Source organism: Moorena sp. SIOASIH, assembly GCF_010671925.1.
Taxonomy (GTDB): Bacteria; Cyanobacteriota; Cyanobacteriia; order Cyanobacteriales; family Coleofasciculaceae; genus Moorena.
In genome coordinates this window covers 99,656-121,902 of record NZ_JAAHIH010000010.1, presented here as the reverse complement: position 1 = coordinate 121,902, position 22,247 = coordinate 99,656, and the positions used below count along the sequence as shown (strand labels likewise).

Here is a 22,247-nt window from a genome sequence, read left to right as displayed (position 1 = left end):
TAATAAAAATTTCACAACCTCGCTCCAATGACATCGGAATGGGAAGCCCTAATCGTTGGGATTAACCGTTATCCAGAATACACCAACTTTAACGACCTAACCGTTGCTGCATTAGACGGGGAAAATGTCGCTCAACGATTACAACAGTATGGCTATGAACCGTTTCGGATTCAGGACTTACCCCTTGGGTTGACCCAAAAAGGACCAGGGGGACCATCCAGCAGAGGACTAGTAAAATTAGAGGAATTAAGGGAAGCAGTCGCAAATCTGTTTAATCCTCCACCTCCCAACCAACCCCCAGAAACTGCCCTATTCTTCTTTTCAGGCCATGGCTGTAGACAAGAGGTGGATGGAGTTGAGGAAGTTTTCTTAGTGACTAGTGATGCCTTTCCTGATGTTGGGATTTATGGCTATCCTCTGCGGGAATTGGGTGATAAAATCGCAACTAGCCCAGTCAAACAGCTAGTGATTTGGTTAGATTGTTGCTACAGTGGCGAGTTACTAAACTTTATCCCAACTGATAAAGTTTACTGCTTAATTACTGCTACTCGTTCCTATGAACCGGGAGTAGAAATTAGCCATGAACAAGGAGTATTTACCAAGGAGTTACTGGCAGGGTTGAATCCAGAAAATTCCCCGGATGGTATTGTTACTAGTCATAATTTGGCCTTGTTTATTGAGCAGCAGATGTCAAGGACTGGACAACGTCCTTTAATTGCTAACTCAAAACAAGCCATTCTACTGACTACCCAGTTTCCCAAACCCAGCTTTCAGGATAAGTGCCCCTATCGGTCTCTGTCTTATTTTACGGCTAAACCAGAAGATGCTCTGGTGTTTTATGGTCGCTCTAAGTTGACCGAGCAATTAATTGAGCGAGTGAAAAATCAAGACCGTCTACTGATGGTATTAGGAGCTTCCGGCAGTGGCAAGTCTTCCTTACTCAGGGCAGGATTATTGTATCAGCTGAAGTTAGGGCAGGCTATTCCCGGAAGCGATCGCTGGCATTATCTAGAACCTTTCACTCCGGGTGTTGCACCAAAGCAAAGGTTACAGGAGGTGCAGGAGTTGGGAAAGCTTTTAGATAACAAGGGAGGCAATTCTAGTCTTACTCTAGTAGAGACTTCTGAACCGGTGGTCATGATTATTGACCAGTTTGAAGAGTGCTTCACTATGAGTCAACCTCACCAACGGCTGGAATTCTTTAACAGTTTAATTGAATTATTAGAGCAGAAAGACAATCTAATTGTATTAATTGCCATGCGCTCTGACTTTCGGGGGCGGTCGCGAAAGTATCCTCAATTTGTTGAAAAGATTAATAGACCATTAATTAATGTTGACCACTTGAACCGTGAGGAAATTGAAGAAGCGATCGCTAAACCAGCTGAATTAGTAGGATTAGGAATTGAGGGCAGATTAAAACAGCAACTGATTAACGATGTCGAAGATTATCCAGGTAGCCTTCCCCTGCTCCAATATACTCTGACGGAATTATGGAAACAGTCAAGACAGCAGCAGGAAACGTTTTTACGGTTAGAAACCTATCAACAGTTAGGGGGAATTGAGGGAACTCTGGAAAAGAAGGCAAATCAGGTATTTGATAGTCTCTCCCAGGTAGAACAAACTGTGGCTAGGCGTTTGTTGTTGGAATTAACTCAAGTGGGAGAGACTCTCGATACCCGTAGACGAGTACGCCTGGGGGAGTTAGTCAATTCTCATCACAGTTTAGAACTGCTCGATGCTGTTAGCCAGACCTTAGCCAGTTCAGACAACCGCTTGATTACTAGAAGTCATGAGGAAAATTCCCAGGATGTGGTTTTGGATGTGGTTCATGAAGCCTTGATTCGCCACTGGGGAAGGTTGGTGGAATGGAAGCAGACTTACACAGAAGCGATGGTGATCGAAAGCAAGCTGGAAGCGGCGGCGCTTGAATGGCAAGAGAAGGGAAAGAAGCGTGATGATGCCGGTTTACTGTTGCTTGGGGGGAGGTTAATAGAAGCCCAGGAGTATTTAAGAAAGTATGGTGAATTGGGGATGTTGAATGGGCTGGCGGAGGAGTATATTGAGGTCAGCGGTCAGAAGCACAAGCAAATGACCCGTAACCGCAGGTTAATGGTGGGAGGGTTTATTGCTATGTTGGTATTGGGGACAGTTGTTTCAACGTTTTTTGGATTGGAGTCTAGTAAACAGGCGAGAAAGGCAGAAGAAAGTGAAATTAAAGCCCTGAGTCAATCTTCAGAACTCTTGTTTACCTCAAAGCAAGCCTTTGATGCTCTAAAAGAGAGTTTAAGGGCAGTAGGAAAACTCCAAAAGGCAAAAAGGGTAAAAGGTGATACTAGAATACAAGTGATCGCTAAGTTGCAGCAATCTCTCTATGGCGTCAACCAGTATAATAGCCTGGATAAACATACTGATACTGTCACTAGCGTCGCCTTTAGCCGAGATGGCCAGACTATCGCTTCTGCTAGTTGGGACAACACCGTGAAACTATGGAATCTACAAGGCAAACACCTGCACACCCTCACTGGACATAGCGAACCTGTCACTAGCCTCGTCTTTAGCCGAGATGGCCAGACTATCGCTTCTGCTAGTTTGGACAAGACGGTGAAACTATGGAATCTACAAGGCAAACACCTGCACACCCTCACTGGACATAGCGAACCTGTCACTAGCCTCGTCTTTAGCCGAGATGGCCAGACTATCGCTTCTGCTAGTTTTGACAACACCGTGAAACTGTGGAATCTCAAAGGCAAACCCCTGCACACCCTCACTGGACATAGCGAACCTGTCACTAGCGTGGCCTTTAGCCGAGATGGCCAGACTATCGCTTCTGCTAGTTGGGACAACACCGTGAAACTGTGGAATCTCAAAGGCAAACCCCTGCACACCCTCACTGGACATAGCGAACCTGTCACTAGCGTGGCCTTTAGCCGAGATGGCCAGACTATCGCTTCTGCTAGTTGGGACAACACCGTGAAACTGTGGAATCTCAAAGGCAAAGACCTGCAAACCCTCACTGGACATACTGATACTGTCACTAGTCTCGCCTTTAGCCCAGATGGCCAGACTATCGCTACTGCTAGTTTGGACAACACCGTGAAACTGTGGAATCTGCAAGGCAAAGTACTGCAAACCCTCACCGGACATAGCCAATATCTGATAACCGTCGCCTTTAGCCCAGACGGCCAAACTATCGCTTCTGCTAGTTTGGACAACACGGTGAAACTGTGGAATCTCAAAGGCAAACCCCTGCACACCCTCACTGGACATAGCGAACCTGTCACTAGCGTGGCCTTTAGCCGAGATGGCCAGACTATCGCTACTGCTAGTTTGGACAACACCGTGAAACTGTGGAATCTCAAAGGCAAAGACCTGCACATCCTCACTGGACATAGCGCAGATGTCACTAGCGTCGCCTTTAGCCGAGATGACCAGACTATTGCTACTGCTAGTTGGGACAAGACGGTGAAACTATGGAATCACCAAGGCAAACACCTGCAAACCCTCACCGGACATAGCGATTGGGTGAATAGCGTCGTCTTTAGCCCAGATGGCCAGACTATCGCTACTGCTAGTGATGACAACACGGTGAAACTGTGGAATCGAGAAGGCAAACCCCTGCACACCCTCACTGGACATAGCGATTGGGTGAATAGCGTGGTCTTTAGCCGAGATGGCCAGACTATCGCTTCTGCTAGTGATGACAACACGGTGAAACTGTGGAATCTCAAAGGCAAACACCTGCACACCCTCACTGGACATAGCGAACCTGTCAATAGCGTCGCCTTTAGCCGAGATGGCCAGACTATCGCTTCTGCTAGTTGGGACAAGACTGTGAAACTGTGGAATCTCAAAGGCAAACACCTGCACACCCTCACCGAACACAACGCAAATGTCACTAGCGTGGCCTTTAGCCGAGATGGCCAGACTATCGCTACTGCTAGTTGGGACAAGACGGTGAAACTATGGAATCACCAAGGCAAACACCTGCACACCCTCACCGGACATAGCGATTGGGTCAATAACGTGGTCTTTAGCCGAGATGGCCAGACTCTTGCTTCTGCTAGTTGGGACAAGACGGTGAAACTATGGAATCACCAAGGCAAACACCTGCACACCCTCACCGGACATAGCGATTGGGTCAATAGCGTGGTCTTTAGCCCAGATGGCCAGACTCTTGCTTCTGCTAGTGCAGACAACACTGTAATTTTATGGAATTTCGATTTAGATGATTTAGTGGCAAAGAGTTGTGATTGGCTCCATGATTACCTTGTCACTCATGAAAAGGAAACAGAATTAAGGGAAATTTGTGGTATGTGAAGGAAGAAGGGAGCAGGGAGTAGGGAGCAGGGAGCAGGGAGATAGGGAAATGGGTAGAATTGTTTAGATAAATATTATATTATAGCTTATTTTAATACATAGTTTGAAGAGTTTTTAAGTTTACCCACACTTCCCACACTTCCCACACTTCCCACACTTCCCACACTCCTCCCTCTCTCCACACTCCCCCTCTAGTCGTGATTCAACACTTCCGGTAATTTCCAAGACCGCCCTTGACAGTAAACATAACCATTATTAATGTATATCCCGGAAAGTGCTCTAGCTAATACCAAGAATTCCTGCTGTTCTTCCGCAGTCATGTAATTTTCATTGTGTAGACTCCCTGAGGCTCGGTTTGGATCTCCTCCGGAGTCCAGATATCGCTGACGAGCCAGAGTCGAGAGTTCTATCATTCGTTGATATTGCTGTTGTTGTAATTCACTTAAGGGGTTCATAATTCGGCTACAGGTGTAATCGGGGTAATTTCACCATTTGGTAAAAGCATAGCAAACGGCAGAAGAAGGCTGGCAGTGCTAATGTACCAAATGCCATTGTCTTGGTCATAAACAGTATTTTCTAGTAAACCTAAGGTATCCAAAGCATTGAGAATTAGATATTGTGCTTCTGTTGGTTCCATCGCACCCGACCGAAGTAATAGGGATGTTGGTGATTTTACTTCCAAATCTTGATTATTCGTCCGGTTGAAACCCATAATAAACCTGTGGGAAGTGTGGGAAGTGTGGGAAGTGTGGGAAGTGTGGGGAGATGGGGAGATGGGGAGATAGGGAGATGGGGCGGGGGCGCGGGAAGTGTGGGAAGTGTGGGAAGTGTGGGAAGCGCGGGGAGTGTGGGGAGATCTTACAAGGGTAGATTTTTTACAAAGGGGCGAGTACGTACTTTTATTGTCTTGATGCAATAGCGAGTGGGGGTTTCCAAGACCGCGCTGCATCGCTACGTATAAATTAATCAAAATTCGTATCAAAATACACAATAATTTCCGGGATAATTCTCCCCATTTCCTGCTTTTCCCGACTCCCGACTCCCAGGGCTTGCGCGTTCACGCTTAGCTTTGAAAAAGCGCGGGGTCGCACCCCTCCCGACTCCCGATTTCCGACTCCCGACCCAAATGTAAAAAACCTACCCCTGTGAGGATGGGGAGATCGGGAGATTTCTATTAGAGTAATTATACAGACATCAGATAATCCCTGTTAATCAACCTAGGTAAAAGCAGTTTTCCATCCTTAATAGTATGTTTAAATACATTTTTGGTTATTTTCATACTATGTACTGATCTGTTGACAATAACCATAGCTGGTAAAACTTTATGGCTCGTTTAAACACATTTTGGGAAAATAGTCAACAGTTAAGATGCTGACTTGGAAGGAAATGTTAATAAACATAAACTGGGGTTACCACAGAGGTAAATCGACGCTAGTATAGTAACTTAAGTAATCATATACACATAATCCCGGAAGGTAAACATGATACAAGCTGCTGTCAAAATGCTAATTCCTTTCGAGTCTATTGTTGAAGCAATCACTACTCTGGAAATAGAAGACAAAATTAAGCTCAATCAAATCCTCGAAGAAGATATTGATGAAGTCAAACCGCAAATTGGATTAGAAAAATTGTTACAGCAACCAGTGTCCGAAATGGAGTTTGAGCAATTTGAGGAACCTTTCCAAGCACCCGAGCCTGACAAGACTGAAACTTCAAATGTGTCTCTTATTCCCTTGTCTCCCCTGCTGCCTCTAATTCCCTTACGTACCTCAGGGGATAACGTTGCTTAGAAAAATGCGATCGCGGTCTTGTAATAGATCTTGTGGGTGCGTGACGGCAAAGCCTAACGCACCCTAATCGCTACTGGATCAAGACAAATTGCTAAACCCTTTATATAAAAAGTTTTTTCATAACTTTTTCCCGATTCCCGATTCCCGATTCCCGATTCCCTGCCCCCAGCGCTACAATTTACCGAAAGATACTCCCTAACTTAACGAGAAATAATTACCCTAGAGCTATCGCGGTCGTCATCTTCAAAAATTGCCCCTAAGCGCATTAAAACCCGTCTCATCTGATCAGAAATACCTCTATTTTTAGCGAACCTAGCCCCTTTAACTTTTGCCCCCCTAATCTCAGCATGAGTAAAATCAGCCCCCCTGAGATTGGCACCATCTAACTCAGAAAGATTCATCTTGGCACTTCTGAGATTAGCACTCCTAAGGTCAGCATTTTCAAAGATAGCCAAACTCAAGTCAGCTCCCTGAAGATCAACTCCCCTGAGATCACTGTGACTTAAGTCGGTACGAATCAGCTCAGCTTTGCGTAGGTTGGCACGAATCAGATGGACATAACTCAAATTACCACGAATCAGGCAAACTTGGGTCATATCTGCTAAACTTAAATCAGCACCTTTGAGATTAGTTCCCCTCAGTTTCGCACCTTTGAGATTAGCTTCACTAAGCTCAGCACGGCTCAAGTTAGCATAAGATAAATCAACACACCTCAAGTCAGCCCCCCCCAGGTGGGCACGGATCAGGTTAGTCCCCTGAAGGTTAGCTCTGCTCAAAATCGCACTACCCAGATTAGCCCCCCTGAGTTTAGCCCCCTGGAGGTAAGCACCTCCCAATTTAGCCTCGCTAAGATTGACACCAGTCAGGTCAGTTTTCCTGAGGTCAGCTCCCCTCAAGTCAGCACCACTGAGGTCACCATCCCTGACATTAGCCCCATCTAATCGTATCCCCCTCAGGTCAGCACCACCAAGGCTTACCCCCTGGAGATTAGCACTCCTGAAGTCGCTCATGCTTAGATTCGCATTCCTGAAATCAGCCCCCCTCAAGTCAGCATTACAGAAGTTGGCACCTTGGAGGTTAGCCCCCCGGAAATCCGTTCCTCTGAAATCCCCTTCAATCAACCTAGCTTGGCTGAGGTCAGTGTAACTTAAGTCAGCCCCAGTGAAGTCCTCAGCCAGATTCAGCCCAACCATTGCGGTCAACTGCTCAAGATTGTCTGTTTCTGCCACTACAACCCGCTTGATCAGGCTTAGCAGAATCGGTTGAGATTTTTCCTCACCCATATTGCAATTTCACTCGAGACAGATAGGGCTTAAATTTAGTTACCAACAAATGTTCCACAATCAGTCTGTTTAGCACAACGGTTTTATTGCGGGTGAGGTTATTGGACCACAACCCCTCAACTTCAGTTACACAAATATCTCCCTGGGATACTTCAAAGATTGCTTGGATACGACAGGGTAAAGCAGTGACATTGACAGTTGCTAGCTTTACCCGATTCAGACAACCAAATAAAACACCATTCCCCTTCTCTTCTTCAAAAATCCAGGCAGGATTTTCCGCCGAAACTTGATTGGTAATGTGGCACCAGGAAACTTGATCGGTCTCGTGGGATGTCTCGTAGGATTCTGGTTGATATTCTAGTTGGGATGTCTCGTGGGATTGCGATTGGGTAGCTTCTGGAGTAACATTACCTCCCCCTTTTTCCCTGTTGCCATTAGGGTCTGTTGGACGCTGCTTGAGATCACAACTAGGCCATGGTGGCTGTTGATTACCTACTGTTGCCAGTTGAAGATAACCACCAAGGTCACGGAATTCATAGGGGATATTACCATTTTGGAGATGAAGGCGCAGTACTCCACCTTTGAGTCCAAATTTAACACGACCTTCGAGCAACTCTTCCCACTGCTGCTTAAATTGAATGGTTAGGTATAAATTAATCTGCGGGATTTTAGAGGGTTGTTGCCAAAACTTACGTTTTTGTTTGTTTGGCGGAATCAGCATTCCTTCCAATTTCATCCCTAAGCAATCTAGGCATTTATTCTTAGGATTTGGTGGAGGCATGTAATAGCAAAGGGAACAGGGAATAGGGAATAGGGAGTCGGGAGTCGGGAGTCGGGAGTCGGGAGTTGGGAGTCGGGAACTTATGATGTAAGCATTCAGCTATCAGTTATCAGCTTATGGGCTACGGGCAGGCTACGGGAAGAGCCATTGGCTGACGGCTGACGGCTGACAGCTGACAGCTGACAGCTGAATGCTTACCTTACGATCAAAAATTCCCACAATTCCTACACGGATTGCTAAAGTAAATGCTATGTTAATAACCATTTGGTTAAGGCACCAGGTCGGCGAGGATCAGATGCACCTTCAAATGAATTGTTAATGTACATGATACTCTGGGTACTCCCCATAGAATCATCCACCGAAATCTTATATCCTTTATAGTTTAATAACTGGATTGTATCACCATTTAAACCCTGTTCTACAAAAAGTTGATCCGGTAACCATTGATGATGTACCCGAATGGCATTAGTAGCTGTAGCAATATTGAGCTGGTGATCAATTAAATTCAGAATCAATTGCAAAACGGTGGTAATAATCTTACTCCCTCCTGGACTGCCAGTGACCAGATAAGCCTTACCATCTTTGAGCACAATTGTTGGAGTCATAGAACTCAGCATCCTTTTCTGTGGTGCTATAGCATTGAATTCTGCTCCAGTTAATCCAAAAAAATTGGCAACCCCTGGCTTAGCTGAAAAATCATCCATTTCATTGTTGAGGAGAATACCCGTTCCCGGTACAGTAATTGTACTGCCATATCTGAAGTTTAAAGTATAGGTATTAACTGTCCTGCAAAAGAAGCCCCACATCTCAATGCGCAGCATGAGTGTGGGATTAATTTTGCACAGGGTCTTTTGGATCAGGAAGAAGAGCTATAAAACTTCATTGTATTGATTACTGAGTCATTCCCCTCCGTTTTGCTTCTTGCTCCAGTTGTCTTTTCTCGAAATCGGTAAGTCTAATTGTCATTTTTATTGTTTTCATTCTGACTGGCGCTTTGACTAGCTGTATATTATACTAATAGTAGGTCGATGAGCTAGAGAACAAGTCAAATGAGAATCGCGTACCAGTACCGGTTAAAACCAACAAAGCAGCAAAAAGCCAAGATAGATCACTGGCTGTCAATGCTGTGTGCTCAATATAACTATTTGTTGGCCGATCGGTTTCGTTGGTACGAGGAAAATCGCTGTTCAATTAATGCTTGTCCTCTTGTCTGCCATCTTTCCGAATTAAGGGACAATCCAGATTACTACTCCCAGAAAAAGACTTTACCCAATCTCAAGAAGACTCATCCTTGGTACAGGGACATACATTCCCAGGTGCTTCAGGATGTAGTCAAAAGAGTAAAGCACGCTTTTGATAGATTTGTTAAGGGGGATTGCAATGGGAAGCGGAGTGGTAGACCCAGGTTTAAGAAACAACACCGCTACCGCACCTTTACCTACCCCCAAATGAAAGAAGGTTGTTTGGATGGCAATCTTATCAACCTCCCTAAAATAGGGAAAATCAAGGTTGTACTACATCGCCCTATTCCTGATGGATTCAAAATCAAAACAGCTTCGATCACCAAAAAGTGTGATGGATATTATCTGGTATTGTCCCTAGAATATCAAACTGTACCTGAAGTTAAACCTGACATTAATCCTGACTCAATAGTCGGTATTGATGTTGGTCTTAAGGAGTTTTTGACTACTTCGGAAGGAGAGACAATAGAAATTCCTCAGTATTACCGAAAATCTCAAAAAAGATTGAAGGTTATTCAGAAAAGGGTATCTCGACGGAAGAAGGGAGGCAGCAACAGACTCAAGGCTATCAAGCAACTTGGTAGACAGCACAAAAAAGTAGCGGATAAACGGAAAGACTTCCACTTTAAGACCGCCAATTATTTGCTGTCAAAATACGATGTAGTAGCTCACGAAAAGTTAAATGTAAAGGGACTGGCTAAGTCCCGATTGGCTAAGTCTGTATTGGATGCGGGTTGGTCAAGCTTTCTGACAATCCTGGCAAGCAAAGCCGAAAATGCTGGCTTGTTGGCGGTTCCGGTAAGTGCCCAAAACACCTCACAGAATTGCTCCAATTGTGGCAAAAAAGTTCCCAAAAAGCTGCATACAAGGTGGCACGATTGTCCCCATTGTGGTTGCAGCCTCGATCGTGATCATAATGCAGCGATCAATATACGAAACAGAGCGGCAGGGCAGTCCGTTCTTAAAGCCCAGCGCCTCCTAAGCGATGGCCGGATTGGCTGGGAAGCCTACACTGAACCCAACGGGTCAGTGTAGGAGCTGTCACCAACAGCATTGCCATATTTATCCATCACTTAATAATGGGTAGTATCATTGCTTTCTATCGGTTGAGTAATATTACCAGGGGCAATTTCTGAACTGGGAGTTGCTCGATAGGGATTAATCCCTTGACGGATTCGTTCAGCATAGGTTTTAGAGGTTAATTCACCAATGGGAACGGTAACAAAGTCAGAATCTCCTAAAAATTTAGAACGGTCAGCATAGGCTAACTTCATACTTTCGGTCATTAAATGAATTGTTTGGGCAGTATTATGTCCCAGTTTCCGAATCGGAAAGGCTTCTAAAGTATTCAACATCTGCACCAGATGGATACCTCCAGAGCTTGGAGGTGGCATAGAATAAATCTCATAGCCCCGATAAGTGCCCCGAATCGGCTCTCGAATCACGGGTTTATAGGTGGCTAAATCCTCTTTGGTAATCAGACCACCATTGGCTTCCATGTCTGCTACGATAGCGGATGCGATCGCACCTTCATAAAAAGCTTTAGCCCCATGTTTAGCAATTAGCTTTAAACTACGGGCTAAATCGTTTTGTACCAAGATTTCCCCTACCTGATAAGGGACACCTCCTGGCTTATAAAAAATAGCCATACTCGCCTCAGAAGCCTGCATTTTCTGCTTATAGTCTCTCAGAGAGCCCAGCAAATCTTCATAAACTGGGAACCCTTTTTCTGCTAATTCTATAGCTGGTTGTAATGCCCGTTCTAAGGAAATAGTGCCGTATTTTTCTAGTGCCATAGTTAACCCAGCTACGGTACCAGGAACACCCACAGATAAATAACTGTATCGAGACTTTTCTGGGTCAACCTCACCATTCTTATCCAGAAACATATCACGAGTAGCAGCTAGTGGTGCTTTCTCCCGATAATCAATAGCAATGGTTTGGTTATCCTTGGCCAGATGTAAGAGCATAAAGCCACCGCCACCGAGATTGCCAGCTCGGGGTAAGGTTACCGCTAGGGTAAACCCAATGGTTACCGCAGCATCAACGGCATTGCCACCTTCTTTTAAAACCGCTAAACCAGCTTGTGAGGCATAGCCTTCTTGAGAGGAAACCATACCGTTGTTAGCGATAACGGGATGAAAGATATCTTTTGTGCTAAAGATAACTGTGTCTTGAGCAGAGGCGCTGCCAGCACTAATGAAAATTAGAGTAGTGAGGCAAATGATGATGAATTTATGTGTTCTGGCTATCTTGCCCATGGGATAGTTGAAGGAATATTGAGGAATTGGAAATAATTTTCCGCTTTCGGAAGGATACTATAGCGGTTCCCGCCCTATGTCAGGCACATCTCGATCAGCGCTACTAGGGAGTCGGGAGTCGGGAGTCGGGAGTCGGGAGTCGGGAGTCGGGAGTCGGGAGTCGGGAATCGGGAGTCGGGGTTGCGAAAGTTGGCAGGTTGTTCGCCCAAAGCGATTCGGTGTAGGGTAGGTTGTCTGTCAGAATGCAGAATCTAGAATTCCAAATTCTAAATTCTACATTCTAAATTCTTAATTCAAAAATGTTGAAGGTTGCCTCTTGCCTCTTGCCTCTTGCCTCTTGCCTTCCCCTCCTGGGAGGGGTTAGGGGTGGGTTCCTCTTGCCTCTTGCCTCTTGCCTCTTGCCTCTTGCCTACACACAGCCCTATATCACTAATCCAACCAAACGTTTGTATCTGAATTGACAGTAATTTCCACTGGTTAATGGTTGCTGTGTAAGGGGTGCAATTAATCCCGACTAAAAAAGTCGGGTATGTTTGACGTGCATTTTGAGGTATGTTACTTTTAATCAAGTGTTGACCGAACCAATTAGAAACGTAATTAGAGAACGTAATTAGAGATATACCCATGAGCCAAGCCACAATTACTCCCAAAACCCAGACATCTACTGCATTTACCAAGCTCAAGTGTAAAGAGTGTGGTGCGGAGTATGAGCCAAAGGCAATGCACGTTTGTGAGGAATGCTTTGGTCCGTTGGAAGTAAAATATGACTACGGTACCCTCAGAAACCATGTAACCCGCCAGAGCATCGAGGCAGGTCCGAAATCCATCTGGCGCTATCGTTCTTTCTTACCCCTTGCTACTGATAACTATATTGATGTGGGTACGGGAATGACTCCCTTAGTGAAATCGACTCGGTTGGCTAGACGCTTAGGGTTAAAAAATCTCTACATTAAAAATGATGCCGTCAACATGCCCACCCTCAGCTTCAAAGACCGGGTGGTATCAGTAGCTCTAAGTAGAGCACGGGAGTTAGGCTTCTCAACGGTATCCTGTGCTAGTACTGGAAACTTAGCGAATTCTACTGCTGCGATCGCAGCTCATGCTGGACTCGACTGCTGCGTGTTTATCCCTGCTGACTTGGAAGCGGGTAAAGTGATGGGTACTCTGATTTACAACCCCACATTAATGGCAGTCAAAGGCAACTACGACCAAGTCAACCGCCTCTGTTGTGAAGTAGCCAACAGCCACGGTTGGGGATTTGTGAACATTAACCTACGTCCCTACTACTCAGAAGGCTCCAAAACTTTGGGCTTTGAAGTGGCTGAACAACTGGGTTGGCAACTACCGGACCATGTGGTTGCTCCCTTGGCATCAGGTTCCCTATACACCAAGATCTACAAAGGCTTCCAAGAATTCATCAAAGTCGGTCTAGTAGACGATAAATCAGTGCGCTTCAGTGGTGCTCAAGCAGAAGGTTGCTCGCCGATCGCTCAAGCTTTCAAAGCAGGACGGGACTTTATTATTCCAGTCAAGCCCAACACCATTGCTAAATCCATTGCGATTGGAAACCCAGCCGACGGCATCTACGCTTTAGAAATAGCTAATAAAACTAACGGAAACATTGAATCCGTCACTGATCTAGAAATTATCGAAGGTATCAAGTTGCTGGCAGAAACTGAAGGAATCTTCACCGAAACTGCAGGAGGTACTACAATTGCTGTACTCAAGAAATTGGTAGAAGCTGGTAAAATTGACCCCGATGAAACTACAGTAGCCTACATCACTGGTAATGGCTTGAAGACCCAAGAAGCAGTTCAAGGCTATGTGGGTGAACCGTTGATCATTGAACCAAAACTAGACAATTTCGAGGAAGCATTAGAGCGGGCTAACACCCTAGACCGTCTGGAATGGCAACAAGTTTTAGTTTAAGCAATCAGCAATCAGCAATCAGCAGTCAGCAGTCAGCAGTCAGCAGTCAGCAGTCAGCAGTCAGCGGTCAGCGGTCAGCGGTCAGTGGTCAGCGGTCAGTGGTCAGCCTATTTTACTCAAAAGCACCGATCTAGTAGCGTGGTGGCACAGGCTTCTAGCCTGTGATAAACCATAAGCTGATAACTGATAGCTGATGGCTGATGGCTGATGGCTGATAGCTGATAACTGATAACTGATAACTGATAGCTGATAACTGATAACTGATAGCTGATAACTGATAACTGATAGCTGATAACTGATAGCTGATAACTGATAGCTGATGGCTGATAGCTGATTGGTTACCATTCAACCTTCAAAATTGAGAATTCAAAGCAAGATATTGATTATGGCTGTAAAAGTTTTAATTCCTACTCCTCTGCAAAAATATACCCAAGAGCAAGCAACAGTAGAATGTCAGGGCACGAATGTTTCTGAACTGATCGAATCCCTGGAAAGTAATTGTCCTGGGATTAAACAACGGATGTGCGATGAACAGGGTAAACCCCGTCGATTTTTGAATCTCTACGTGAACGGGGAAGATATCCGCTTGTTGGAAAATACAGAAACAAAACTTAACGATGGGGATGAAGTGAGTATTGTCACAGCTGTTGCTGGTGGTTAGAGATCATTGTGGTTAATCGTAGGGTAAGCTATCAGCGTGTCGCGTATCAGCTTATGGGTTACCACAGCGTCGAAGCCTGTGCCACGCTACGCTAGAAGCCTGTGCCACGCTACACCGAACAGCTTTTGAATAAGGGATACAGCGCCGACCTGCGAGGGTTTACCCCACTCGCTATTGCATCAAGAAAACAGGTAACCATTCATTTAATCTGAGTTAAGTCTGCTGTTCGGTGTAGGGTGATCCATTCCCGTAGCGTGGCCATTACCGTAGCGTGGCCACAGGCATTTGGCCTTAGCTGAGGGCTGACAGCTGACGGCTGAATGCTTAAATCTTAGGTGGGCAGTGCTTACCTACGGGATTGGTAAGCTTGGTGAATCTGTCTGATCCACTGCCCACCCTACAGGAACTTGCTCCCGGCTGTTGCTGGTGCTTAGAGATCATTGTGGTTAATCGTAGGTGGGCAGTGCCTACTAAGGGCATTGGTAAGCTTGGTGAATCTGTCTGATCCACTGCCCACCCTACAGCTACTCCCGACTCCCGATTCCCGATTCCCGACTCCCGACTCCCGACTCCCGATTCCCGACAGTAACTGGCAACTGAACTGGCCACTGAGCTGGCAACTGAGCTGGCCGCTAAATCAGTGATTATTCTGAGAGCGCTATGGCAGTTTGTGTACCCACAGCAGTTCAGTTTTGGAACTGGCACAACGGCAGTATGCTATCGTTGCTGAATTTCAGTATATTAGAATTAGACTATTAAATAGTATATTAAAACTATAGCCCCTTTAGTAACTTGGTGACTAAAAGTTGGTGACTAAAAGTTGGTGACTAAAAGTTGGTGACTAAGTTTGCGGTAGTTTTTGACTAGACATCCGCAGGAATAGCAATATCTCTTTATTATATCATATCACAAACTAAAACTATCAAATAATTTTTTTTAGTTATTATTATCAGTAGGATTGGTAGTCATAGCTAAGTAGTATCAGTAGCTCATAGCCATGGGCAATCCTAGAGCTGGTCAACAAAAACCTCAATAATTATAAAAAACTAAATAGATTAAGTAATTAAGTAATTTGCCGCCTTATATCCATGAGACAATCCCTGAAAAACTTCCCCCGACTCAAACGTGTTCTGTTCACTGGAGCGATCGCAACCACAGCAGTTTGGTCTTGGGCAACACCGATTAATGGTAGCTCTGTGGTTGTAGCATTTCAGGATAGCCCCAAAACGATTGTTGATGAAGTTTGGCAAACTGTAAATCGGGCATATGTCGATAACACCTTTAACCAAGTTGACTGGCACGCGACTAGACATGAACTTCTGAGCAGAAACTACGCTTCAAAAGAAGAAGCCTACAAAGCGATTAGGAAAGCCCTGGAAAGTTTGCAAGACCCCTACACCCGCTTTTTAGAGCCAGAACAGTTCCAAGCCTTGACAAACCAAACCGTTGGTGAACTGTCTGGTGTGGGTATTCGCATGGAAATAGAAAAGCAGACCGAAACCCCGTTAATCATTGAACCGATTGAAAATTCTCCAGCGTTTAAGGCAGGTATTCAAGCTGGGGATAGGATTTTAGCTGTAGATAGCAAATCTACCAAAGGGTTAAGTCTCGAAGATGCGTCGGGACTAATCCGGGGTAAAGTGGGAACATCAGTCACTCTGCGGATTGCTCGACCAGGACAGGGCATCTTTGAGATACAACTAACCCGAGCTCAGATAGAAATCCCCTCTGTTCGTTACAGCGTCAAGCAAGAAGGGAATCTGCGAGTGGGTTATATTAGCTTAAATGAATTTAGTTCCCATGCAGCTGAACAAATGCAACGGGCAATTAGCAACCTAAATCAGCAGAAGGTGAATGCTTATGTCCTAGATCTGCGAGGGAATCCAGGAGGATTACTTTTTTCCAGTATTGAAATTGCCCGGATGTGGATGCAAGAGGGAGAAATTGTTAGCACTATAGACCGGATCGGTGGCAAACAGGCATACACGGCTAATCGAACCGCCTTGACCCAACTGCCCTTAGCAATTCTAGTGGATGGTAACTCTGCTAGTGCTAGTGAGATTCTAACTGGTGCTCTCAAAGATAACAAACGCGCTACTGTTATCGGTTCTCGCACCTTTGGTAAAGCCGCTGTCCAGTCTGTCCATGCCTTATCCGATGGTTCGGGTTTAACAGTGACTGTCTCTCGTTACTACCTACCCAGTGGTGAAGATATTAGTTTGAAAGGAATTGTGCCCGATATTCGCCAAGAGTTGACCCTTGAGCAACGGAAACTGCTATCTAGTCAACCGGGATGGCGTGCCACTAGCAAGGATCCTCAATACGGAAAAGCGATCGCAGTTTTAAAGTCAACTACTGCCTCTGGGCCTGGAACCCTCAGTCAACCTATAAACTCAGGTAGGGTCTGGTAGAATTTAGAATTCAGAATTTAGAATTTAGAATTTAGAATCTAGAATTTAGAATTAAGAATTAAGAATTAAGAATTAAGAATTAAGAATTAAGAATTTAGAATTTAGAATTAAGAATTAAGAATTAAGAATTAAGAATTAAGAATTTAGAATTTAGAATTTAGAATTTAGAATTTAGAATTTAGAATTTAGAATTTAGAATTTAGAATTAGTTCATTCTTCATTCTTCATTCTTCATTCTTCATTCTTCATTTTTCATTCTTCATTCTTCATTCTACATTCTTAATTTAGAATTTTTAATTTTTAATTTAGATTCTATAGCAGTCGAAGTAAAGCTTAAGACATATTTCTGCTCCCTGCTCCCTACTCCCTGCTCCCTTTCAACCAAAATACTCTGTCCTAAACTATACTTCGGTTGCTATACCTTCTAGATTATACATTTTGCATTCTTAATTCTACATTCTTAATTCTACATTCTTAATTCTACATTCTTAATTCTACATTCTTAATTCTACATTCTTAATTCTACATTCTTAATTCTACATTCTTAATTCTACATTCTTAATTCTACCTCAAAAAAAAATAGCCGCAGAAATACCTTCCACGGCTAGGAGTTTTTAGTTATGCCTCAACTTTCTAAACCAATCCAGAAATGATCCCATAGGATTGACCAAAGGTCACGCTACGCGAACAAAACTGATGCTTTGGCCAGGGGGGTTACCCCCCCTGTAATTTAATAGTTTAACCCAAATTTAAATACTTGGTCATCATGGTGATGAATTCGCCAGGAATTCCAGTCGGCTGAAGGGGGCTCCACTCCGAGATTTCGGCGTAACCCCGTGCATAAAGGGTATGCATGGTATTGGTTATTGCCCGACGGGACCCCTTGAGAATGTGCTTAATGGGGTATTTTTTTGGGGAAGGTTCCTGAGGAGTATTACTAGGAGTGATATCCTCAGGATTGTTTTCTGGATCCGGGCGAAAGTTGTCAGACATAGTTCAAAATTGCTTTTGAAGTTTACAATAATAATCATAACGATTACAAATTTAATTGTCAAGGGTTTTTAGAATTTTTTTTTGGAGGGGTAATGGAAGAAAATTAATAATGTAGAATTAAGAATGTAGAATTAAGAATGTAGAATTAAGAATTAAGAATTAAGAATTAAGAATTAAGAATGAATAATTAAGAATTAAGAATTAAGAATTAAGAATTAAGAATTAAGAATTAAGAATTAAGTGCGTAGGGTGCGTTAGGGGCGGGCGAGCCCTAATTTTCCACTTCGTAGTCAGTATTGGGATAGCCCGCCCCGTAACGCACCACCAAGTAGAAGTTATAAGTTAGAAGTTAGAAGTTAGAAGTTAGAAGTTAGAAGTTAGAATCGCAAACAGGGGACATAATAAAAATATTAGCGTTCGTTGTTTTCGTAAATTTAATTCACTGATAGCCTTGTAAACAGTAAATTAAAAACTCAAATATATCCGATAAATTGTTATAGGTATCTAAAATGGTATATAAAATGAATTGTGATCACTTTTTACCCTGTTCCCTGTTCCCTGTTCCCTGTTCCCTGTTCCCTGTTCCCTGTTCCCTGTTCCCTACTCCCTGCTCCCTATTCCCTGGATTTTTTTGTATTAGAATAAATAAAAATAGGGTTATCTGTATCTACTGGTTAAGGCTATAGAGTTAACTGGAGGATAATTGGTGAGCGATTCCAGGGGATTGATCAAAATCTCAGGGTGCGAGGACTCAGAAGCCAGTATGGATGTGGTGTTTGTTCACGGATTGGGAGGTGAAGCTAGAGGCACGTGGCATCCCCAGAACCCAATGAATGATGATAATTTTTGGCTAGTTTGGCTAGGACAAGAGCAACTATGCCTTAACATCTGGTCTTTTGGGTATGACGCGAAAGCAACAAACTGGCAAAGCAACAGCAGTATGCCCCTTTTCGATCTTGCTAGTAATTTATTAGATTGGTTACACAGCTGCAATCTAGGTAAGCGTCCATTAATATTTATTACTCATAGTATGGGCGGGCTTTTAGTCAAAAAGATGCTTCGTAGTGCTAATAATTTTGATGACTATAAAGGGATTATTGAGCAGACTAAAGGGATAGTATTTCTGGCTACTCCCCACACTGGGACTCATCTCGCTAAATTAATTAATAATATTGGTGTTTTAGCACGAACGACTGTAAGTGTGGAGGAACTAAAATCTCATCACCCTCAGTTACGGGAATTAAATGAGTGGTATAGAGAAAATGTTAGGAGTCTAGGAATTGCCACAAAAGTCTATTATGAAACCCAGCCTGTACAAGGGATTTTGGTTGTAAACGAAGATAGTGCCAACCCAGGCATTGAAGGAGTGAAGCCCGTTGCTATACCAAAGCACCATATTGACCTATGCAAACCAGAGTCTCAAAACAGTTTGGTCTATCTTGGTGTCAATAAATTTATTGAGGAATGCCTCACAAAAAAACAGATAACGTTAAATTCCCCGACTAACATTAGTATCAATAGTGGCACTCCCTACTTTGTCGGTAGAGACGATCAACTTAAGCAGCTCCATCAGGAACTTCAAAAAACCGATATATTAGCAATTTGTGCCATTGCCGGAATGGGCGGTGTGGGCAAAACCGAGTTAGCTCTACAATATGCTTTGAGATATCAGGATAACTACCCTGGTGGTAGGTGCTGGTTTCCAGTGCGCGGGCTAGATCTGGGGACTCAAGTTGTTAGTTTTGGGCGTACGGAATTAGGATTAACCATTCCAGATGAACTAGAGTTCAACGAGCAGGTAAGATACTGCTGGAGAAATTGGCCAGAAGGAACAGTATTGATCGTGCTGGATGATGTCGCTTCTTTCAGCAATGACTACAAACAGAGAATTAAACCCTATTTGCCTCCAGCTGAATCCCGGTTCAAAGTACTGGTCACCAGTCGTCAGCGTCCAGGGGCTTCTTACCGACGAATTGACTTGGATGTACTATCCCCAGAAGCAGCATTAGAGTTATTAGGTAAGCTTGTTGGACAAGAGCGCATTGATAAAGAACTAAACGAAGCAGAAGCGTTATGTAAATGGTTGGGGTATTTGCCTTTGGGTTTGGAGTTAGTCGGACGATATCTTGACGAACATCCGACCTTAACCATTGCTAAAGTTCAGAAACGTTTAGAGAAAAAGAAATTAGCAGCTAAGGCATTACTTGATCCCACAGAAGAAGGGGCAATTACAGCCCAGTTGGGAGTAGCAGCAGCCTTTGAGTTATCCTGGGAAGATTTGAACGATTGTCCAGAAGCCCAACAGTTGGGATGTCGTTTGAGTCTGTTTGCTCAAGCTCCTTTTGAGTGGTCACTGGTAGAGAAGTGTATTATCGAAACTGAAGATGAGGATGACTGGGAAGAAGCACAAGAAGAATTGGAAGAATTACGCGTTCGCGAAGCGTGGCCTACGGCCAATCGCAGTTTACTGAAACTGAACCTATTGCAACTGACTGAACAGCAAACCTATCAACTCCATCCACTAATTCGAGAATTTTTCCTGACCAAGCTGGCTCAATTACCAGAGGCCGATAGCTACAAGGAAAGCTTTTGTCAGGCAATGGTGGCTAAGGCAAAAGAAATTCCTGATACACCAACTAAAGAAATTATTGCAGCAGTTAGACCCGCCATCCCTCATTTAGCGGAAGTTGCCACAGTCCTAACTGACTGGCTCAGGGATGAAGATTCACCATTGCCCTTTTTTGGCTTAGGAAGATTCTATAAAGGTCAAGGTATCTATGACCAGGCTGAACTGTGGTATGAGCAATGTTTAGAGATAACTAGAATTCGCCTAGGGGAGGAGAATCCCGATGTAGCCACCAGTCTCAACAACCTGGCTGGACTCTACTACTCAATGGGGCGCTATGATCAAGCCGAACCCCTTTTAGTTCAGGCTTTGGAGATGAGAATGCAGCTGCTGGGTCACTACCATCCCGATGTGGCTCAAAGTCTCAACAACCTGGCTGGACTCTACTATAATCAGGGGCGCTGCCATGAGGCAGAACCCCTCTTTGTCAAGGCTTTGGAGATCAGAAAACACTGGCTGTGTGAGAACCATCCCGATGTAGCCACCAGTATCAATAACCTGGCATCACTCTACTTGTTAATGGGGCGCTACGATCAGGCAGAACCCCTCTATACGAAGGCATTGGAGATCAGAAAACACTGGCTAGGTGAGAACCATCCCGATGTGGCCGACAGTCTCAACAACCTGGCAGCACTCTACTACTCAATGGGGCGCTATGATCAGGCAAAACCCCTCTTTGTCCAGATATTGAATATGACAAAGCAGCTGCTGGGGGAGGAGCATCCTGATGTAGCATCCAGTCTCAACAACCTGGGTAGACTCTACGAAGCTCAGGGGCGATACCCTGAGGCAGAACCCCTCTATGTCCAGGCATTGGAGATCAGAAAGCAGCTGTTGGGTGAGAACCATCCCGATGTAGCCCAAAGTCTCAACAACCTGGCAGTACTCTACTACTCAATGGGGCAGTATGATCAGGTAGAACCCCTCTATGTCCAGGCATTGGAGATCAGAAAGCAGCTGTTGGGTGAGAACCATCCTGATGTAGCATCCAGTCTCAACAACCTGGCTGGACTCTACTATAATCAGGGGCTTTACCATGAAGCGGAACCTCTCTATGTCCAGGCATTGGAGATCAGAAAGCAGCTGTTGGGTGAGAACCATCCCGATGTAGCCCAAAGTCTCAACAACCTGGCATTACTCTACAGGTCAATGGGGCACTACGATCAGACCGAACCCCTCTTGGTGCAGGCATTGAAGATATATAAGCAGCTGCTGGGTCAAGACCATCCCCATGTAGCCAGTAGTCTCCACAACCTGGCATTTCTCTACCATGCTCAGGGGCGTTACCATGAAGCGGAACCCCTTTATGTCCAGGCTTTGGAGATTGCAGAACGGAAGTTAGGGTCAAATCATCCTAATACTGTAACCTTTCGTAAGAATCTGGAAAGATTGCGGGATGATTTGTCACAGTAATCAGTATATAGAATGTAGAATTAAGAATTAAGAATTGAGAATTAAGAATTAAGAATTTAGAATTTAGAATTAAGAATTTAGAATTTAGAATTAAGAATTAACAAGGTATAGCACTACGCATTAAAGTTAGGACATTGATACAAGCTGAAAAGCTGTTTTATTCAACTTTTGCCTTTTGCCTCTTGCCTCTTGCCTTGCGCGTAGCGCTATATAATGTAAAATTTCTAAGATAGAAGGTAGAAGATATAAGATAGAAGGTATAGCAGTCGAAGTAAAGCTTAACACATAATATTTCTGCTCCCTTTCAAGGAAAATACTTTGTCCTGTAAGCATTCAGCTATCAGCTATCAGCTATCAGCTATCAGCATTGGAATAAAACAAGTAAGCATTGGAATAATGCTGAGTTACCTCCCAGCGTCGAAGCCTGTGCCACAAGGCTGACGGCTGACGGCTGACGGCTGAATGCTTACTTTGTCCTAAACTATACTTCAGTTGCTATAAATTCTTCATTCTAAATTCTTCATTCTAAATTCTTCATTCT

19 protein-coding genes are annotated in these 22,247 nt (G+C 44.2%); 11 read left to right on the top strand and 8 right to left on the bottom strand.

Going from position 1 to position 22,247, the window contains the following annotated elements; translation table 11 throughout:
• Nucleotides 1-27 precede the first annotated feature (27 nt).
• Nucleotides 28-4,317, top strand: a complete 4,290-nt coding sequence (locus F6J90_RS41295; RefSeq protein WP_293108117.1) for a caspase family protein — start codon at nt 28-30, stop codon at nt 4,315-4,317.
• A gap of 191 nt (nt 4,318-4,508) precedes the next feature.
• Here the strand turns inward: F6J90_RS41295 and F6J90_RS41290 are convergent, their stop codons facing one another.
• Together F6J90_RS41290 and F6J90_RS41285 are read right to left on the bottom strand one after the other, a co-directional pair.
• A complete protein-coding gene (locus F6J90_RS41290; protein WP_293108114.1) occupies nt 4,509-4,772 on the bottom strand; it encodes a hypothetical protein in 264 nt (87 codons plus the stop codon).
• Nucleotides 4,769-4,954, bottom strand: coding sequence for a hypothetical protein (locus tag F6J90_RS41285; RefSeq protein WP_070392097.1), 186 nt, complete (start codon nt 4,952-4,954; stop codon nt 4,769-4,771). Before F6J90_RS41285 ends, F6J90_RS41290 begins: the two co-directional genes overlap by 4 nt.
• A 48-nt stretch (nt 4,955-5,002) precedes the next feature.
• Here F6J90_RS41285 and F6J90_RS41280 point away from each other — a divergent pair, with 48 nt between their 5' ends.
• The gene (locus F6J90_RS41280; protein WP_293108111.1) at nt 5,003-5,236 is read left to right on the top strand and encodes a hypothetical protein; all 234 of its coding nucleotides are present in this window, start codon (nt 5,003-5,005) and stop codon (nt 5,234-5,236) included.
• 583 nt (nt 5,237-5,819) lie between these two features.
• Nucleotides 5,820-6,107, top strand: coding sequence for a hypothetical protein (locus F6J90_RS41275; protein WP_293108108.1), 288 nt, complete (start codon nt 5,820-5,822; stop codon nt 6,105-6,107).
• 200 nt (nt 6,108-6,307) lie between these two features.
• Here F6J90_RS41275 and F6J90_RS41270 read toward each other — a convergent pair whose 3' ends face one another.
• The 3 genes from F6J90_RS41270 to F6J90_RS41260 form a co-directional block, all read right to left on the bottom strand.
• Nucleotides 6,308-7,390 (bottom strand): pentapeptide repeat-containing protein, encoded by a 1,083-nt coding sequence (locus F6J90_RS41270; RefSeq protein ID WP_293108105.1) that lies wholly within the window; start codon nt 7,388-7,390, stop codon nt 6,308-6,310.
• Nucleotides 7,383-8,111, bottom strand: coding sequence for a hypothetical protein (locus tag F6J90_RS41265; RefSeq protein WP_293108102.1), 729 nt, complete (start codon nt 8,109-8,111; stop codon nt 7,383-7,385). The genes F6J90_RS41270 and F6J90_RS41265 overlap by 8 nt, the downstream gene beginning before the upstream one ends.
• Nucleotides 8,112-8,419: 308 nt before the next feature.
• Entirely contained in the window at nt 8,420-8,992 is a 573-nt protein-coding gene (locus F6J90_RS41260; protein WP_293108099.1) for a gamma-glutamyltransferase, read from the bottom strand.
• 228 nt (nt 8,993-9,220) lie between these two features.
• On the opposite strand from F6J90_RS41260, the gene F6J90_RS41255 reads away from it, so the two are divergent.
• A complete protein-coding gene (locus F6J90_RS41255; RefSeq protein ID WP_293108097.1) occupies nt 9,221-10,447 on the top strand; it encodes a transposase in 1,227 nt (408 codons plus the stop codon).
• A 38-nt stretch (nt 10,448-10,485) separates the two neighbouring features.
• Here F6J90_RS41255 and ggt read toward each other — a convergent pair whose 3' ends face one another.
• Together ggt and F6J90_RS41245 are read right to left on the bottom strand one after the other, a co-directional pair.
• Entirely contained in the window at nt 10,486-11,673 is a 1,188-nt protein-coding gene (gene ggt, locus F6J90_RS41250; protein WP_293108094.1) for a gamma-glutamyltransferase, read from the bottom strand.
• Between the two features lie 74 nt (nt 11,674-11,747).
• Nucleotides 11,748-11,882 (bottom strand): hypothetical protein, encoded by a 135-nt coding sequence (locus tag F6J90_RS41245; RefSeq protein WP_293108091.1) that lies wholly within the window; start codon nt 11,880-11,882, stop codon nt 11,748-11,750.
• 90 nt (nt 11,883-11,972) lie between these two features.
• Here F6J90_RS41245 and F6J90_RS41240 point away from each other — a divergent pair, with 90 nt between their 5' ends.
• From F6J90_RS41240 to ctpB, 6 genes are all read left to right on the top strand, one after another.
• A complete protein-coding gene (locus F6J90_RS41240; protein ID WP_293108088.1) occupies nt 11,973-12,134 on the top strand; it encodes a hypothetical protein in 162 nt (53 codons plus the stop codon).
• Nucleotides 12,135-12,297: 163 nt separating this feature from the next.
• Nucleotides 12,298-13,602 (top strand): threonine synthase, encoded by a 1,305-nt coding sequence (gene thrC, locus F6J90_RS41235; protein ID WP_293108085.1) that lies wholly within the window; start codon nt 12,298-12,300, stop codon nt 13,600-13,602.
• The gene (locus F6J90_RS41230) at nt 13,581-13,736 is read left to right on the top strand and encodes a hypothetical protein (protein WP_293108082.1); all 156 of its coding nucleotides are present in this window, start codon (nt 13,581-13,583) and stop codon (nt 13,734-13,736) included. The genes thrC and F6J90_RS41230 overlap by 22 nt, the downstream gene beginning before the upstream one ends.
• 251 nt (nt 13,737-13,987) lie before the next feature.
• A complete protein-coding gene (locus F6J90_RS41225) occupies nt 13,988-14,263 on the top strand; it encodes a MoaD/ThiS family protein (protein ID WP_293108079.1) in 276 nt (91 codons plus the stop codon).
• A gap of 491 nt (nt 14,264-14,754) precedes the next feature.
• Nucleotides 14,755-14,907 carry a hypothetical protein gene (locus F6J90_RS41220; RefSeq protein WP_293108076.1) on the top strand — a complete coding sequence of 51 codons (153 nt, stop codon included), beginning with the start codon at nt 14,755-14,757 and terminating at the stop codon, nt 14,905-14,907.
• A 444-nt stretch (nt 14,908-15,351) separates the two neighbouring features.
• Nucleotides 15,352-16,674, top strand: coding sequence for a carboxyl-terminal processing protease CtpB (gene ctpB / locus F6J90_RS41215; protein WP_293108073.1), 1,323 nt, complete (start codon nt 15,352-15,354; stop codon nt 16,672-16,674).
• 738 nt (nt 16,675-17,412) lie between these two features.
• Here ctpB and F6J90_RS41210 read toward each other — a convergent pair.
• Complete coding sequence (locus F6J90_RS41210; protein WP_293108070.1) at nt 17,413-17,667, bottom strand: hypothetical protein; 255 nt, start codon at nt 17,665-17,667, stop codon at nt 17,413-17,415.
• A 724-nt stretch (nt 17,668-18,391) separates the two neighbouring features.
• Here F6J90_RS41210 and F6J90_RS41205 point away from each other — a divergent pair.
• Nucleotides 18,392-21,706 carry a tetratricopeptide repeat protein gene (locus F6J90_RS41205; RefSeq protein ID WP_293108067.1) on the top strand — a complete coding sequence of 1,105 codons (3,315 nt, stop codon included), beginning with the start codon at nt 18,392-18,394 and terminating at the stop codon, nt 21,704-21,706.
• Nucleotides 21,707-22,247 lie beyond the last annotated feature (541 nt).

Bases quoted from the DNA above. Each gene is read 5' to 3' on its own strand.
- ctpB (WP_293108073.1), top strand. From the start codon at position 15,352: ATGAGACAATCCCTGAAAAACTTCCCCCGACTCAAACGTGTTCTGTTC.
- F6J90_RS41290 (WP_293108114.1), bottom strand. From the start codon at position 4,772: ATGAACCCCTTAAGTGAATTACAACAACAGCAATATCAACGAATGATA.
- F6J90_RS41275 (WP_293108108.1), top strand. From the start codon at position 5,820: ATGCTAATTCCTTTCGAGTCTATTGTTGAAGCAATCACTACTCTGGAA.
- F6J90_RS41285 (WP_070392097.1), bottom strand. From the start codon at position 4,954: ATGGAACCAACAGAAGCACAATATCTAATTCTCAATGCTTTGGATACC.
- F6J90_RS41255 (WP_293108097.1), top strand. From the start codon at position 9,221: ATGAGAATCGCGTACCAGTACCGGTTAAAACCAACAAAGCAGCAAAAA.
- F6J90_RS41260 (WP_293108099.1), bottom strand. From the start codon at position 8,992: ATGCTGCGCATTGAGATGTGGGGCTTCTTTTGCAGGACAGTTAATACC.
- F6J90_RS41225 (WP_293108079.1), top strand. From the start codon at position 13,988: ATGGCTGTAAAAGTTTTAATTCCTACTCCTCTGCAAAAATATACCCAA.
- F6J90_RS41240 (WP_293108088.1), top strand. From the start codon at position 11,973: ATGTTGAAGGTTGCCTCTTGCCTCTTGCCTCTTGCCTCTTGCCTTCCC.
- F6J90_RS41295 (WP_293108117.1), top strand. From the start codon at position 28: ATGACATCGGAATGGGAAGCCCTAATCGTTGGGATTAACCGTTATCCA.
- F6J90_RS41265 (WP_293108102.1), bottom strand. From the start codon at position 8,111: ATGCTGATTCCGCCAAACAAACAAAAACGTAAGTTTTGGCAACAACCC.
- F6J90_RS41230 (WP_293108082.1), top strand. From the start codon at position 13,581: ATGGCAACAAGTTTTAGTTTAAGCAATCAGCAATCAGCAATCAGCAGT.
- thrC (WP_293108085.1), top strand. From the start codon at position 12,298: ATGAGCCAAGCCACAATTACTCCCAAAACCCAGACATCTACTGCATTT.
- F6J90_RS41210 (WP_293108070.1), bottom strand. From the start codon at position 17,667: ATGTCTGACAACTTTCGCCCGGATCCAGAAAACAATCCTGAGGATATC.
- F6J90_RS41270 (WP_293108105.1), bottom strand. From the start codon at position 7,390: ATGGGTGAGGAAAAATCTCAACCGATTCTGCTAAGCCTGATCAAGCGG.
- ggt (WP_293108094.1), bottom strand. From the start codon at position 11,673: ATGGGCAAGATAGCCAGAACACATAAATTCATCATCATTTGCCTCACT.